The sequence below is a fragment of the Sporosarcina sp. P2 genome (assembly GCF_002743255.1).
Lineage (GTDB): Bacteria > Bacillota > Bacilli > Bacillales_A > Planococcaceae > Sporosarcina.
Genome location: NZ_PDYY01000002.1, coordinates 240,553 through 255,775, shown reverse-complemented (window position 1 = coordinate 255,775; position 15,223 = coordinate 240,553). Strand labels below are relative to the sequence as shown.

The window sequence follows — 15,223 nt, the reverse complement described above, 5'->3', positions numbered from 1 at the left end:
AAGGGTGTTTTAACAGAAGAAGGGTCACAGAAGTGATTCTTCTTTTTTCGAAACACTCTCTTTCCTTTTGTTCATTTAGTAAAGTTATTAGGATCAATTTGATCAAACTTTATTCTAAAGCAACAATATTTACAAATTCCAAAATAGAGTACTCCTGAACTGTGTCTTTATCTAAAACACTTTCGGGTGCCATACTTTTGGGTTTTGACGCCTCAATCGGAGATGCCAAAGAATAGGTTCCTAGGGTGTCATATATTAGGATCATAATTAAAAAGTTAGTCAGGGTTTGGTAGATAGTTTAGCAATTGGGTGGGATGATTGGTTTGTGTAACCGTCAAGTAGAAATGATCAATTTATACAAATGGAGGCGCATCGCATATGAATTGTTTAGAATGTCGAAATGTAATTTCAATAAGTTCCAACACACCATATTGTAGTGATTGCAATCGGGAGTTTTTAAAATACTCTCTTTCTAATGGGCTAATATCATGGTTTGATTCAATAGAAAAAGAAGGTGTTCTCTTTATAAAAACAGAAGAATATCTAAAACTACGTTTTTCAGAAAGAACATATAGTACTGCAACAATTGAGGATCTTTACAAAGAAATAAGAAGTATTATTAAATTACATTTATCATTTTATACACGTGGAGATTTATTAGCGGTAATACTTATGCAACGTCAATATTTTAGAGCTGGAATAGATTCTGCCGATGAAAGCTATTGGTTATTAATGAATGAGTACAGTGTAGCTAATTTATTAATAGAGCTAGCTCATAAAATTATCGAGTACAGGGGGGCATCAATTGGGGAGCGTGAAGATGGGTATTGTAATCTAATAACAGCCATTTCTTTAGCAAGAGTATTAACCAATTTAGAGAATATGAAATTTGGTGTTTTTAAAAATGTTAGTGAAGAAATTACTATATCAGAAATTTTAAAGCGTCAAAAACAAGAGGAAATAATCGATGTATATTATGAAAAAGCAAGATCTAGTCCTCATATTGAAAAACCTGAAAATTATACAATAAAAAACAAAGCGTTGCAGCTAAAGTTAATAGATGAAGATAAGGATTTAGCAACTTTGAAAAATAAAGTAGATAAGTTTTTGAATGAAAAATATGGTCTGACTTCAGAAGAAATTAATGCTGTCTCCCTTACTGCTTTTAAAAACAACAAGTTATTTGATTCTTATAGATTTGAAATTCATTCATGTCAGTTAATTATAATAGACAAACGGGAATTCTATGAAATTGTTAAAGAATCATTTGAAATCAAATACTCACAGTTTGAAAAAGTAATAGACTTATTTTCCTTAAAAGAAGTTAATAGCGAAGAAGATCTAAATTCTAAGAGAATACTTTATGAATTGAAATCTATCAATATTGTGGATAACCTATTAATTTTTGGGGCATATGATTTATTTCAAAATGCAGCGATTTTTAAAGCACTTCATCATTCAAGTCACTTCACATATTACTTTATAGATAGCTATAAAAATAATTTAGAATTAATGAATAGTGAGTTAAATGAAATAAATCAACATATGACAAGTTACTTTGTAGCGAGTGTCGCAGACGTTTTGTTAGAAAATGGGTATACCTTACCTGTTGAGAAAAGGAGAATCAAAGGTGAAAGAGTTACTCTTCCCAGATTTGAAATAAAAAGTATACTTAATGATAGTGAAGAGAATGTTCTATACCATTTAGGTGATATTGATATTCTAGCTGTTGATAAAGACAAAAAGATTATTTATAATATTGAAGTTAAGTATTATCAGCCAGCAATTTCATTTAAAGAAATGATAAGTAAGGATACAAGACGGTTAACTAGTAAGAAAACTATTGAGAAGGTAAATGCTAGACATGAAATTTTAGAATTAAATATAAAATCTGTAACACGTTTTTGGCAAATAGATTACGATGATGAGTATAAGGTAGAATCATTAATTATTACTGCACGAGAAAATTTCTATTTAACTTCGAATGATTTTAATTTTAAGTATTATAATTGGAACGAATTTAATAATGCCCTAATTTCAAAAGAATTATAAATTATAAATAGTAATCAAGCTTTTTTAAAAAGAGTCATCAACTAATACATTAAACCCATTTTGATCATTCTTTGTTAAAAATGGGTTCTTTGCTACTAAATATGGCTTTCCACAATTCTTATAATCAAAGTTTATTCAAAACAACAATAGACCGCACATCCATTTAAGCTAATGTTTTAGATATACTTCCAGCTCATTCAGTTGTCTATCTAAGTTTTATAATGAAGTTCTTGAATTTTTTGTATACCTTATCTAGCATTGATAAACATTCAACTCTTTTATTTAAAGAGAGGGTTATGCGTATGAAATATACTTTCGAAAATCGCTTTGGCGTATCGGAAGAGATAATCATAAACATTCAGAGTAAATAGTGAGTGTTTTATTTTTGCAACATAAAATAAATTATGTTGTATTTTTGTGTTTTATTAGATAGGATTAAGGTTATAATGCAACATAGTTTATAAATTATAATGAAAAATAAATGCAACATAATTTACAGGAGATGATATTATGATGGAAGCTTTCCAGGAATATTTAAATTCAAGTGACCTAAGTGAAAATACCATCAAAGGATACACTCAATCCGTTAATGGATATATAAAATGGTTCGATGAATCAAAAGGCGTTTCATTCACAAAGTTGCACCGGGAAAATATGCGGGAATATATATCTTATCTTAAAACAATTGAAGCCGTAGGACCTAAAACGATTAACACGAAATTAAGCGGTTTGGTAAAATTCAACGAGTTTTTAATTCATACAAAAAAACAATCGGATCTGGTTATTGAAAAAAGTGATTTCGTTAAAGTTCAGCAGCAGTATGCGTCCCTTGCAAAAGTTGAATTTCAGGATGCAGAAATGTTTCGTCAGTTAGTACTGGATAGTGGAAAGGCAAGAAATTATGCAATCGTAACTGTTCTAGCCTATGGCGGATTACGCATTTCAGAGACACTCAATTTAAAAGTAACTGATATTAACTTGGTATCCCGTGAAATACTTATTGTAGACGGGAAGGGAGATAAATCTAGAACAGTTTTTATGGGGGAGAAAGTGAAAATTGCCTTACAGTCTTGGCTGGGGGAAAGAAAAGATAAAGGAATAGATTGCGAATTCCTTTTTCCAAGCAATCGAAACAGAAGGTTAGATCGTACTGTTGTGAATAGGTTGTTTAATACTTATTCAGCCAAGATTGGAAAAGATATAACTCCACATGATCTACGGCATTTTTTCTGTTCAAATGCGATTGAGAAAGGCATGAGTATTCATGAAGTGGCGAATCAAGCCGGACATTCAAATATTCATACGACGATGTTATATACAAACCCCACAAAAAAAGAAATGTTGGAGAAAATGAATCGTCTTTAATAAGGATACTTGCTTAGTTGTACACTTTTACTGATGCTTAAGTTTAATAAAGATTTCGAAGGTTGAATATTTAATAAAGGCATTAAAAAAACATTTTGCAAATTAGATGAAATAGGGTAACCGATTTGAATTTGAACAGAAAACCCGCATTATCAAACACGCCGTTATTACTTCTGAAAGCCATCAGGGATGATCCTCAACATGTGGATGATATCGAGGAAAGACATAACCTTTACTTTTCTCACGCTGATATTTTCCGCAAATGGGGAGAAGACGGAGTAAATGGAGCATTTGGAGATCGATTAGATGGATATTATATTCATCCTCCAAAGCCGAGAAATAATTACTTGAACATTCGACGAGGACAAAAGGGAAAATTTGACCGGGAGTTTCTGGCGAAAATTGATCGGGACATGCTTGATGTTTACATGAGTTGTTTCTTTTACATTACGGTTGATCAGTTTCAAGAAAAACGAATTCCTTCAGATATCATAGATTCCTTCAAAAATGAATTTCAAGGAAGAAGAATTGCTTTTTTTCATGGTGTAAAAGATTTGGAACAAGGGTTACTAGAAAACGATCCTAGATTTAAGGGGGGATGGATGCATGCGGTAGAATATAAAGGTTTGGATGATGCACCTTTATATTCGGAAACGGAGTATGACAAACATCCAGAATTAGGGTATGCGGTTAAAAGACGTCAGAACTTTGATAATCAACAAGAGTTAAGGATTTACACACCTGCCCGTAATTTTGATCGCAAATTCATTGATGATAATCCTAATGGATTTCACCTTCATTTTGGTGACATCGGAAGAGAAGGAAGACCTGGCGTCAGGATTCTGAACAGTATCGAGGATTTGTATGATATAACAATATCATCTGATTCGAACGAAGAGGCCCCAAACGAATAAAGTTGTAGCATAAGGAAGGAAAAATGCTATTGAGAAAGGGAAACCTTACAGTTTATTTAACGTTCTCAATAGTAATATTTTTATTAATTAACTTCCAGTGTATTGAGAGAAAAGAAAACAATCGAGTACAACACTTAACAAAGAGTCCACTTCTGGTAACTTTTGTTAAGTGTTTATTTTTCGTTGTGTTACGAACGTACATTCCGTATACTGATTAAAAGAGGAGGGAACAAACATGCGTATTGAGTTGATTAAGTCGGTGGAACGGAATTACATCTTAGATATGATATACATGTCGAAAGGCGGTGCAATTAGTAAGCGAAGAATCAAAGTGATGCAGGTTGGCGAGGTTTCATTCAGGGCTTATTGCTATTTACGAAAATCCAATCGTACATTTAAAATTGATAACATCCTTGCGCTCGTTCCCGTCACTTCAAGAGAGCGGATGGTTGTATGATTGACTACGATAAATTTCCAAACCGAAACATCGCATGTATAGATATGATGAGTTTTTACGCTAGTTGTATGGCTTCACTGCATAATTTGGATGTTCAAAAAGTGCCGATTGCGGTCGTTGGTAATCTAGAGCGAAAAGGTTCTGTCGTGCTTGCAGCGTCTCCTTCAATGAAAAAAAGATTTCGCGTGAAAACAGGTACTCGTATGTACGAAATCCCACACCACCCGGACATTAAGTTATTCGATCCAAAAATGGGTTATTTTTTAGAAATGTCGATGGCTGTTACCCGCATACTTCATAAATATGTTCCTGTTGAAGCAATCCACGTATATAGTATTGATGAAAGCTTCATTGATCTTACAGGAACCGAGAAGTTGTGGGGAGACCCAGTACAAACTGTTAAAGATATTCAAAAAGAAATATTGGAGACGCTAAAATTACCATCCACGGCTGGTATGGGACCGAACATGTTAATGGCAAAGCTTGCACTTGATTTAGAAGCGAAGAAAACAGGCTTTTCGAAATGGACCTTTGAGGATGTACCAACAAAACTATGGTCAGTTTCCCCATTAAGTGAAATGTGGGGGATTGGTCGCCAAACGGAAAAGTCTTTGAACAATATGGGGATATTTTCGGTTGGCGACTTGGCTCATGCCAATTTACAAAATCTTGAAAAGAAGTTTGGCGTATTGGGAAATCAATTGTACCATCACGCATGGGGAATTGACCTTTCCGAGATGGGTGCACCAATCCTCGAAGGTCAAGTTAGTTATGGGAAGAGCCAAATTCTTCTTAGGGACTATAATTCGCGAGAAGAAGTGAATGCGGTTCTTCTAGAAATGTGTGAGGACGTAGCAAGAAGAGCTAGAGAGAATTACCAGGCTGGACGCACAATATCGCTCGGTATCGGCTATAGTAAAAATGCCTTTGGTGGCGGGTTTCAACGATCTCGCACGATTGATGAAGCGACCAACGATACAATGAAAATTTACAAAGTCTGTATGGTTTTATTGAATGAAAACTATGATAAGCGAGCAGTTCGTCAAATATCCGTTTCGATTACAAAATTGGAAGATGAGCATTCGATGCAATTGAGTTTATTTGATACGAAAAAATGGCAAGTGCGACAACTTGGTACAACTATGGATGAAATCAGGACTCGTTATGGGTCAACAGCAATCCTAAGGGCTGTTTCACTAACAGATGCAGGGACGGCTATTAAAAGATCAAAATTAGTCGGTGGACATAAAGGATAGGTGATAGTAGTATGATTCGCGACCGTGGGAACATCAAGTGGCAGGGAATGATGCTACCTGAGCATGTAGTCGAATTACGAAAATGGATGGATCAGGATCATTATACTGAAAGACCGGAACTGAACGAGTGGGATTTTCAATTGGTTCAAGAAGAGCTCGAATTAGCATATAAGAAGAAATGCGAAACCCTAGTTAAAACATGGGCTAACGGATTAATCATTCAACATCAAGGGATAGTTGAAGATATTGATTTACAATCTAATGTTGTTATTCTCGAAAATCCATTTGGAATAAAGAGAATACAAGTGTCAGAAGTCTTTAGCGTGCAAGTTGTTAATTGATTCTTATAAAAGGAGGAAGGCAATCATTCCGTTGATTGAGTATTGCGGACAGATTGAGCCAGCTGTGCGGAGTTGCGGACAATAGAGCCAGTGAATGCGGGTGAGGGAGCCACTTGTGTAGCTTTAAAAAGAGGTTTGATCATAAGCACCTCCCAAACCCTATTTTACAATAAGTAATAAGAACCCATTTTAATAACAAAAGATTGATCAAAATGGGTTCTTATCCAGCAGATTTAAGTTTGGTTTTTTTAAAAAAAGATTGATTATTTCGGAAAGCGAATATTCCACTAAAGCACCAGTTAATTTAAGTACATTTATTCACAAACCCTCATTTAACTATGATTTATTAATAACAATAGATAATTTATAATTTGTATATTTATTTAATTCCATTAAAAATTTATCTAATAGTTCATTGGACGGAAATCTACATTCAAGAAGATAACAACCATCGCCACTGATTTTATAATTATTCAATACGTACTGTTCTTGTGTTTTTATGAATGATAGGAAAGGTTGGTGATAATCGTTTTTGTTAAAAATTGTAATAAAGGCATGTATAGAACAACCTAATTTTACATTATTTACTTTAATTGAATAACCCTCAATCACTCCATTTTCTTCTAACTTCGCAACTCTAGCCGAAGTAGCAGGTCCAGTCAGATGGACTTTTTCACCCAATCCTTTCATCGTGATTCGACTATTCTGAGATAGTTCATCTAAGATAAGCATATCTGTTTTATCTAACATTTATTTAACTCCTTTCAATAGTAAAGTCAAACGGTGAAAAGACTTTAATTCATCTATGTATTCGTGATTTGATTACAGTATATAATATACGTAGTTCAAAGAAAAGGAGTTAATCAATCATGAATATACACCACATTCGTAATGCAACATTAGTTGTCGAATATGCAGGCAAAAGATTTTTAATAGATCCATTTTTAGCAGAAAAGGGGGCTTACCCACCTTTTCCACATTCAGCAAGACAAGTTCAAAACAATCCTTTAGTCAGCTTACCCACATCCATTGAGAATATCATTAATGTTGATGCTGTCATTATTACTCATTTACATTATGACCATTGGGATGATGCTGCTAAGGAGGCATTGTCAAAAGAGATCAAAATGTTTGTGCAAAATGAAGAAGATGAGAAAGAGATTAGAAATGCTGGTTTCCAAAATATAGAAGTTTTACAGAAGGACTCAATCTTTGAGGACATTCATTTAATTAAAACGAAAGGCGAGCATGGAAGAGGAGAAATGGTAGAACTTGCTGGCAAGGTCTGTGGCGTTGTCTTCAAACACCCAACTGAAAAAACTCTATATGTGGCTGGTGATACAGTTTGGTATGAAGGCGTCCAAGAAGTAATTAATACACATGATCCAGACATCATTGTAGTAAATGGTGGAGATAATCAATTCCTTGAAGGTGGTTCCCTAGTTATGGGGAAAGAGGATATCTATGATGTGCATAAAGCTGCACCGAACGCAAAAATTATTTCTGTCCATATGGAAGCCGTCAATCATTGGACATTATCCAGAGAAGAATTAAAAGGTTTTATTGAGGAAAAGGGAATGTCTACCCATGTTTTAGTACCAGAGGACGGCGAATCATACTCCTTCTAGTTTTAAAAATGGACAAGTTATTTTAGAGAAAGGAGATAAACGAATGGAAACAAAACCTAGATTGTGGACGAAAGATTTTATCATTCTTTCTTTAGTGAATTTTTTCTTAACGTTAATATTCTTTTTATTAAATGCAACCATCGCCCTTTATGCCGTAAATGAATTCAATGCATCTACAGGTCAAGCTGGTCTTGTTGCCGGGATTTTCATTATCGGGGCATTAATCGGTCGCTTGTTTACTAGTCCTATAATGAATAAAATTGGACAAAAAAGAATATTAATCATCGGGTTAATCTTTTTCACATTAACTACATTGTTATACTTTATAGATTACGGGATTTCCTTTCTCATAATGAGCCGGCTTTTAAACGGTATTACAGTGGGGATAGCGACTACCGTGATTGGTACGATTGTCGCCCTTACACTCCCGAAATCGCGGAGAGGGGAAGGAATTGGCTACTTTGCTGTAAGTACAGCACTGGCTACTGGACTCGGTCCATTCATCGGCCTTTACATGACTCAGCATACAAGCTTCAACATGATTTTTAGTCTTGGCCTTGTTTTAGGGATTATTAGTTTAGTAACCGGATTTTTCGTTAATATCCCTGTATCAAAAACACCGAAAGTGGAGAAATCAAATGCAGGATTTAAGCTTTCCAGCTTCATTGAGCCTAAAGCACTTCCCATTGCCATCATTATCCTTACGATGACCTTCAGTTTCTCCAGCGTTCTTTCATATATAAATTTATATGCTATCGAGTTGGATTTGGTGGATACGGCAAGCTTTTTCTTTATTGTATATACGGCTTCTGTATTAGTTTCACGACCATTCACCGGCCGGATGATGGACAAAAAAGGAGCAAACTTTATCATGTATCCCGCCATTATCCTGTTTGGAGCCGGAATGCTACTTCTCAGTTCAGCAAGCAATAGCATAACCTTCTTATTGGCAGGTGCTTTAATCGGTCTTGGTTTTGGTAACATTTCGTCAGTCAGTCAGACAATAGCGGTTAATTTGGCTGAACCCCACCGTATGGGGCTTGCCACAGCAACCTTCTTTATCTTTTTTGATTTAGGTAATGGATTTGGTCCGACTATTCTTGGATTAGTCATTCCAATAACTGGTTTTAATGGACTGTATGCAATTTTGGGTATCCTCGTCTTTGCAATGTCTGTCCTTTACTACTTCCTACACGGCAAAAAAGAATCTGCACATCGAGTACGTACGTTTGAATCAAGTAGATAGATGTTTAGTAAAGGACATCCAAAAGGAGCATAGGGTGTCCTTTTTTGTGTTTTACGTGATTTTTAGTCCTTGTTCAACTCTACTGCCAGTTAGTTTAAGTGAAATCATTCACAAATTACATATATCATTTCAATTATTCCTATAAATTCAGTTTACACTGAACTACTTAATTAAGTAAGTCTTTTACAAGGAAATACCCCTTTAGATAAAAAATCCAAAGGGGTAAAGTTTCGCAACTTTTTTATAAACGTCGTGACTTTATTTTAAATCCACAATAGTGTCCTGCTTGATTGCATGCAACTTTTATTATACAAGAGTTTGTTCTTATTTATATTGCTGGCTCTCCCGTCCGCAAACGGTGGCTCTATCTTCCGCAATCACTGGCTCAAAACTCCGCACAAGTGGCTCAATTCATCCGCAATAATCACGTTGATGGAATGATTGCCTTTTTTCTAATACCCCGTGACAATATCAGAATGATTTATGCCTGTTTTAAATAGGCTTTATTTGCTCCATATATCCTTTAATGTCCTCTTCGGACATTTCTCCTGTTATAATCTTTACAATCTTGCCTTCTGGATTGATAAGGAGAGTAGTGGGCAGAGGTTTAATGTTATAAGACTGCATTACACCTTTTGTTTTATCAATTAAGGTCGGGAAAACCATTCCGTATTGTTCGGCGAATGTTCGAACTTTCAAGTCAGACTCTGCGATATTGACAGCTAATATTTGAACCCCTTGATCTTTATAAACCTCATATTGTCGCCCCATCGCAGGCATTTCCTTTTTACACGGTGCACACCAAGTCCCCCAAAAGTTTAGGAAGACGCCTTGACCTTTATAATCAGAGAGTTGATGGCTTTCACCGTTTAAGTCAACTAATGCGAAATCAGGCGCATCATCTCCAACTTTTAATACATCATGTTTTTCTTTTGTTAAGCTGTTGTATATTGTAAATACTATAGCACTTGTCAATACGATTAAAACAATTAACCGCATCATGAAACGATTCTTCTTTTTGTTATTCAACTTACGGTTGCTCCCTTCAAGAACTTGCAGGATATGAACGGCATACCTGGACTGTCTTTATTTATGATTATTATTATACTAAAGATCTATCAAAAAACTATGCAGTCACAAATCTGTCATGATTGTAGATAGAATCATTTCTTTTCGTCATATTCAGCCGTTTCTGCATATTTATTTCATAATTGTTCTTTATACTAAATTTCAGGAGAGGGGCGAATGTTCAATTGAACAGAATCTCTACCAAGCTAACTGCTTATTTTTTCATTGCTGTACTGATCATGGAAATATCCCTTATTGGATATCTCCATCAGAATATCATTCATTCACGGATCGACGAGGAGTTCTCCCGATTATTGGCAGTGGGTTCAAATCATCGGGATGTACTTATCGAACATTATTCAGATACAACAATGAAACATATTGTATTGATGGAAAAAGGCGGAGATCGGGAAGTCATAATTACAGATAGCCAAGGCGATATCATTCAAAGCTCAGAAGAAAACATAGAGGTACTGGAAAAATACCTTCCTACAGCAAAAGATATTGATTTGAAGAACGATCAGATTCTAGCTTCGGACTGGGAAGGGTTGCCATATATCATTAGTGCACATCCATATAAAGTAGATTCAAGCCATTCAGGTTATATAATCATGTTTCAAAGTACACGTCCAATTGAACAGTTAGTCGGTAAGTTGAACATGTATTTTGGTTTGGCAGGTGTGACGAGTATAGTCGTTTTACTTATTATTTACGCTGCTCTTTCCAAATTCCTTACACGTCCATTAATCCGAATGAAGGAAGCGACGGAGAAATTGAGCGAAGGAGATTTCGATGTAAGCCTTCCGTTCATTGGTAATGACGAGCTTGGCGAATTGTCAGGTTCTATTCAAAAGCTTGCGAACGACTTGGAGCGATTAAAAACGGAACGTAATGAGTTCTTAGCCTCAATTGCTCATGAATTAAGTACGCCGTTGACGTACTTAATCGGCTATTCGAAAGTGGCTATGAGACAAGGGGTAAATGAGAAGGATCGTAAACATTATCTTGAAATTATCGCGGAAGAGTCGGACCGTATGAAAGAACTTGTTAAAAACTTATTGGATTTAGCGAAAATGGATGAAAATACTTTCACGGTGTCGAAGGAATATTTTAAGGTATGTCCGTTCTTTGAAGATATCCTCCAGCTTGTTGGACCTTCTTTTAATTTGAAGAAACTGAGCCTAGAGGTAATTTGTGACGAGGATTTCGAAATCCATGCAGATCCTTTGAGATTAGAGCAAATAATTTTGAACTTACTTGATAATGCTTTGAAATATTCAATAGAGCAATCGGTAGTCACAATAAAGGTTTTCAAGAAAGGGGAGAAAGTAGCCATTTCCGTTGCGGATTTCGGAATCGGAATCCCGTCCGAAGAGACCCCGTTCATTTTTGAAAAACTTTATCGAGTGGAAAAATCACGCTCTCGTACATCAGGTGGGTCAGGTATTGGTCTGGCAATCGTAAAAGAACTTGTCGATGCCCACAATGGAAGCATTGAAGTGGAAAGTACCTTAGGAAGAGGGAGTACGTTCACCATCATAATATGAGGGGGATACACCTACATGAGAACAATCTTACTAATTGATGATGAGCAAAGGATGTTAGATCTCATTGAATTATTTCTAATTCCCCATGGCTTCAAATGTATCAAAGAGACAAGTGGAAAGAAGGCATTAGGAATACTTAAGAAGGAGAAAGTTAGTCTTGTACTTTTGGATATTATGATGCCGGAAATGGATGGTTGGGAGGTGTGCGAAAAAATCCGCGAGTTTTCTGATGTCCCTGTCATCATGTTGACGGCTAGGACCGATAAGCTTGATTTGGTAAAAGGATTAGAGAGCGGCGCTGACGATTATATTACAAAACCTTTTGATGAACGAGAATTGTCGGCAAGGGTAAATGCACTGTTGCGCCGTTTTCCCAAGGAAGAAAAAGAGACAGAAATGATTATTTATGGTGACTTTAGGCTAGATAAAGAAACATATTCATTACAATATAGGGACTTGAAAGTGCCGCTGACGCTAAAAGAGTTTTTTATTGTTGAAGCTTTGATCTCGCGGCCAACAAAGACTTATACACGGGAACAATTATTACATGCTGCATGGGATTATAACACGTACACGGATATCCGGACAGTGGACTCGCATATACGTAACCTGAGAGACAAATTAAAAACTACTGGATTTCCCATTGATGAATTTTTAAAGACAGTATGGGGAATTGGATATAAATGGAGTTAAGGGAGAAATATCATGATGAAAAAAATGAGAATTGTCGCCGGATTACTATCACTGCTCGTCGTCATCTCGGCTTGTAGCAAAGAAAGTGAACCGTATGCTTTTGAAAAAGTGGAAAATAGTAAATTTGAACACTTACATGGCTTGGGATATATAAATGGGGGGCCAAAAATTGTAATTTCTACTCATGATGGCCTTTATGAATATGATGAAGAAGGTTGGAAAGAAGCAAACAGCGAAAAGCACGATTATATGGGTTTCCAAGCCATACGTGAAGGTTTTTTCTCAAGTGGTCATCCAGAGCCAGGATCTGACTATAAAAATCCACTTGGTCTTGTCAAAAGTACGGATAGGGGTGCTAGCTTTGAACAATTAGCATTCTATGGGGAAATTGATTTTCACTACCTTGCAGCAGGTTATGACTCAAACGCTATCTATGTACTGAATGAAATGCCTACAGAAGAGATGACAGGAGGACTTCATTATACTTTGGATGAAGGATCCACTTGGAATGAGGCCTCTATGAATGAATTCAACTCGGAATTCATCTCGAATTTGGCGGCTCACCCGTCACAGAAAGAGATGATTGCCATCGGAAGTAAAGATGGTATATTCCTTTCGAGTGACTACGGCGAAAATTTTGCACTTTTTAACGATGCGAAAATGGTTCTAGCTGTAACTTTGACTGAAGGTGGAGGGTACTATTCGAGCTATGAAAATGAAACGGTACAACTCCAATCATTCTCATTTGCGAACGATAAAGAAATGTCGATTCAACTTCCCGATGAAAAAATGAGTCCTATCGTTTTTATTGCAGTTAATCCGGAGGATGAGAAAGAGATTGTCATCGCAACGTATAATAATGATATTTTCTTGACAATGGATGAAGGGGCCAATTGGAATACACTTGCTGAAAATAGTGAATTGATGAAATAAGAAAATGGACGGTGCTTACTAAATGTATGGATTGATGTCGAAAATCAGTCAAGTAATAACTGAACCGGTGACCATTCTTATAAATTCCTTTGAACAATATCCTCTTGTGGTTGCGCTTCTTTTGGGCTTGATTGGGGCTGTCGCTCCTTGCCAGCTTACAGGAAATATGAGCGCAATTACTTTATATGGAAACCGTACCATTCAAATGAAGAATGACATGGGAGAAATTGTGGCCTTTATTATTGGGAAAGTAGTCGTGTTCAGTTTTCTTGGACTATTCGTATGGTTCTTTGGTGAATCATTCGAAAATTCATTAACAGAATACTTTCCATTGTTCCGTAAAGTGATAGGTCCGCTTATTATCATTACCGGTCTTGTTTTGCTTGGTATCCTTAAGCTAGGATTCCTTCAAAAAATAACGATGCGCATTCCTATGCGTCTACGGAATGGGAAGTTAGGTTCTTTTATGTTGGGCGCAAGTTTTTCGCTTGCCTTCTGTCCAACTATGTTTGTACTTTTTTTCGTTTGGCTTATGCCCTTGGTTGTGACTACTTCCTATGGTCTTGTCTTGCCCGTTGTTTTCGGTGTGGCAACATCGCTTCCGCTCATTGTCCTATTTCTTTTAATATGGCTCTTTGATGCGAAGCGACTCATTATGAAGAAAAGCATGAAGGCAGGAAGAATTGTGCAACGTTTGGCTGGTGCTATCCTTATCATCATAGGAATAGCAGATACCATCACTTATTGGGGAATTTGATCGATAAAGTTTCTTGCACTGGGCAAGCGGGAAATTGTCTACAACTTTTGGGTATTCGGCAGAGAGGAGATTAATATAGATGTTGGCAGATTTGAACTTGTTTCTTGCATTTGGCGCTGGTCTTTTAAACTTTATATCCCCGTGCACACTACCGTTATATCCAGCTTTTATATCTTATATAACGGGAATGTCACTTGATGAGATGAACACGGATAAAGGGAAGTCTCGGAAAAGTGGAATCCTCCATACGATTGTTTTCCTAGTCGGTTTTTCGGTTATCTTCATTTTTCTCGGTTATAGCTCATCGCTTGTCGGTACGTTTTTTTATCAGTATCAAGATTTACTCCGTCAGATAGGTGCGATTTTTATTGTCATCTTTGGTTTGATGATTTTAGGTTTCTTTACGCCTAAGTTTCTTATGAAGGAGAAGAAATTACAATTTAAGAATCGACCGGCCGGTTATTTTGGCACATTCCTTATAGGACTTGCATTTGCAGCGGGATGGACTCCATGTACTGGACCTATCACGGGAGCTGTTTTCATGATGGCCGCACAAAATCCGGGGTCTGGAATGTGGTATATGCTTGTCTATGTTTTAGGGTTTGCAATTCCATTTTTCTTGCTCTCAATTTTTATCACTCGTGTTAAATGGATCCAGAAATACAACCGAATAATAACGAAAGTCGGGGGCTACTTAATGATTGCACTCGGTATTCTCCTTTTCTTCGATGGTTTAACATACATCATTATATGGATTAGCCCATTTTTCGGTGGATTTATGGGATTCTGATGAAATTAGCCCTAAGGATAATTGGTTTTTATCGTGTTATAAAAGGTACAGTCAATTATGTAATAGTTCACATTTAAAGTCCGTCGCATGTACGGGCTTTTTTCTATGGACTTTTATATATTGCTGAAGGAATTTATAAATAAGAGGGTCTTGATTAAAGTCGTTCACATACTTGT

General features: G+C 36.2%; 15 protein-coding genes. 13 read left to right on the top strand and 2 right to left on the bottom strand.

The genetic code is table 11. The features are described 5' to 3' along the window. The first annotated feature begins 378 nt into the window (after window positions 1–378). From CSV67_RS03720 to CSV67_RS03695, 6 genes are all read left to right on the top strand, one after another. Window positions 379–2,052, top strand: a complete 1,674-nt coding sequence (locus CSV67_RS03720; protein WP_099630280.1) for a hypothetical protein — start codon at window positions 379–381, stop codon at window positions 2,050–2,052. A gap of 510 nt (window positions 2,053–2,562) precedes the next feature. Beyond that, entirely contained in the window at window positions 2,563–3,417 is an 855-nt protein-coding gene (locus tag CSV67_RS03715; protein WP_099630279.1) for a tyrosine-type recombinase/integrase, read from the top strand. 125 nt (window positions 3,418–3,542) lie between these two features. Beyond that, window positions 3,543–4,331, top strand: a complete 789-nt coding sequence (locus CSV67_RS03710; protein WP_099630278.1) for a hypothetical protein — start codon at window positions 3,543–3,545, stop codon at window positions 4,329–4,331. Window positions 4,332–4,566: 235 nt separating this feature from the next. Further along, window positions 4,567–4,788 (top strand): WYL domain-containing protein, encoded by a 222-nt coding sequence (locus CSV67_RS03705; RefSeq protein WP_099630277.1) that lies wholly within the window; start codon window positions 4,567–4,569, stop codon window positions 4,786–4,788. Then, window positions 4,785–6,044 carry a Y-family DNA polymerase gene (locus CSV67_RS03700; protein WP_099630276.1) on the top strand — a complete coding sequence of 420 codons (1,260 nt, stop codon included), beginning with the start codon at window positions 4,785–4,787 and terminating at the stop codon, window positions 6,042–6,044. Before CSV67_RS03705 ends, CSV67_RS03700 begins: the two co-directional genes overlap by 4 nt. Window positions 6,045–6,055: 11 nt before the next feature. After that, the gene (locus CSV67_RS03695) at window positions 6,056–6,385 is read left to right on the top strand and encodes a YolD-like family protein (RefSeq protein WP_099630275.1); all 330 of its coding nucleotides are present in this window, start codon (window positions 6,056–6,058) and stop codon (window positions 6,383–6,385) included. A 336-nt stretch (window positions 6,386–6,721) separates the two neighbouring features. On the opposite strand, the gene CSV67_RS03690 is transcribed toward CSV67_RS03695, so the two are convergent. Then, complete coding sequence (locus CSV67_RS03690) at window positions 6,722–7,135, bottom strand: Lrp/AsnC family transcriptional regulator (protein ID WP_099630274.1); 414 nt, start codon at window positions 7,133–7,135, stop codon at window positions 6,722–6,724. A gap of 119 nt (window positions 7,136–7,254) precedes the next feature. On the opposite strand from CSV67_RS03690, the gene CSV67_RS03685 reads away from it, so the two are divergent. Further along, on the top strand, window positions 7,255–8,013 hold the full coding sequence (locus CSV67_RS03685; protein ID WP_099630273.1) for an MBL fold metallo-hydrolase: 759 nt from the start codon (window positions 7,255–7,257) through the stop codon (window positions 8,011–8,013). A gap of 43 nt (window positions 8,014–8,056) precedes the next feature. Continuing rightward, window positions 8,057–9,259: an MFS transporter gene (locus CSV67_RS03680; protein ID WP_099630272.1), complete on the top strand. Its 1,203-nt coding sequence runs from the start codon at window positions 8,057–8,059 to the stop codon at window positions 9,257–9,259. A gap of 492 nt (window positions 9,260–9,751) precedes the next feature. On the opposite strand, the gene resA is transcribed toward CSV67_RS03680, so the two are convergent. Next, entirely contained in the window at window positions 9,752–10,288 is a 537-nt protein-coding gene (gene resA, locus CSV67_RS03675) for a thiol-disulfide oxidoreductase ResA (RefSeq protein WP_099630271.1), read from the bottom strand. A 224-nt stretch (window positions 10,289–10,512) separates the two neighbouring features. Here resA and CSV67_RS03670 point away from each other — a divergent pair, with 224 nt between their 5' ends. The 5 genes from CSV67_RS03670 (at window position 10,513) to CSV67_RS03650 (ending at window position 15,047) form a co-directional block, all read left to right on the top strand. Then, window positions 10,513–11,874 (top strand): sensor histidine kinase, encoded by a 1,362-nt coding sequence (locus CSV67_RS03670; protein WP_199173121.1) that lies wholly within the window; start codon window positions 10,513–10,515, stop codon window positions 11,872–11,874. Window positions 11,875–11,889: 15 nt separating this feature from the next. After that, complete coding sequence (locus tag CSV67_RS03665; protein WP_099630269.1) at window positions 11,890–12,567, top strand: response regulator transcription factor; 678 nt, start codon at window positions 11,890–11,892, stop codon at window positions 12,565–12,567. A gap of 15 nt (window positions 12,568–12,582) precedes the next feature. After that, window positions 12,583–13,500 carry a F510_1955 family glycosylhydrolase gene (locus tag CSV67_RS03660; RefSeq protein WP_099630348.1) on the top strand — a complete coding sequence of 306 codons (918 nt, stop codon included), beginning with the start codon at window positions 12,583–12,585 and terminating at the stop codon, window positions 13,498–13,500. A 22-nt stretch (window positions 13,501–13,522) separates the two neighbouring features. Next, window positions 13,523–14,257, top strand: a complete 735-nt coding sequence (locus tag CSV67_RS03655) for an urease accessory protein UreH domain-containing protein (protein WP_099630268.1) — start codon at window positions 13,523–13,525, stop codon at window positions 14,255–14,257. Window positions 14,258–14,336: 79 nt separating this feature from the next. Next, window positions 14,337–15,047, top strand: coding sequence for a cytochrome c biogenesis CcdA family protein (locus CSV67_RS03650; RefSeq protein WP_099630267.1), 711 nt, complete (start codon window positions 14,337–14,339; stop codon window positions 15,045–15,047). The last annotated feature ends 176 nt before the right edge of the window (window positions 15,048–15,223 follow it).

What these genes read in the sequence shown, in the direction of transcription:
- CSV67_RS03705 (WP_099630277.1), top strand. Translation starts at nt 4,567, where the DNA reads ATGCGTATTGAGTTGATTAAGTCGGTGGAACGGAATTACATCTTAGAT.
- CSV67_RS03720 (WP_099630280.1), top strand. Translation starts at nt 379, where the DNA reads ATGAATTGTTTAGAATGTCGAAATGTAATTTCAATAAGTTCCAACACA.
- CSV67_RS03665 (WP_099630269.1), top strand. Translation starts at nt 11,890, where the DNA reads ATGAGAACAATCTTACTAATTGATGATGAGCAAAGGATGTTAGATCTC.
- CSV67_RS03680 (WP_099630272.1), top strand. Translation starts at nt 8,057, where the DNA reads ATGGAAACAAAACCTAGATTGTGGACGAAAGATTTTATCATTCTTTCT.
- CSV67_RS03700 (WP_099630276.1), top strand. Translation starts at nt 4,785, where the DNA reads ATGATTGACTACGATAAATTTCCAAACCGAAACATCGCATGTATAGAT.
- CSV67_RS03650 (WP_099630267.1), top strand. Translation starts at nt 14,337, where the DNA reads ATGTTGGCAGATTTGAACTTGTTTCTTGCATTTGGCGCTGGTCTTTTA.
- CSV67_RS03685 (WP_099630273.1), top strand. Translation starts at nt 7,255, where the DNA reads ATGAATATACACCACATTCGTAATGCAACATTAGTTGTCGAATATGCA.
- CSV67_RS03660 (WP_099630348.1), top strand. Translation starts at nt 12,583, where the DNA reads ATGAAAAAAATGAGAATTGTCGCCGGATTACTATCACTGCTCGTCGTC.
- CSV67_RS03690 (WP_099630274.1), bottom strand. Translation starts at nt 7,135, where the DNA reads ATGTTAGATAAAACAGATATGCTTATCTTAGATGAACTATCTCAGAAT.
- CSV67_RS03655 (WP_099630268.1), top strand. Translation starts at nt 13,523, where the DNA reads ATGTATGGATTGATGTCGAAAATCAGTCAAGTAATAACTGAACCGGTG.
- CSV67_RS03715 (WP_099630279.1), top strand. Translation starts at nt 2,563, where the DNA reads ATGATGGAAGCTTTCCAGGAATATTTAAATTCAAGTGACCTAAGTGAA.
- CSV67_RS03695 (WP_099630275.1), top strand. Translation starts at nt 6,056, where the DNA reads ATGATTCGCGACCGTGGGAACATCAAGTGGCAGGGAATGATGCTACCT.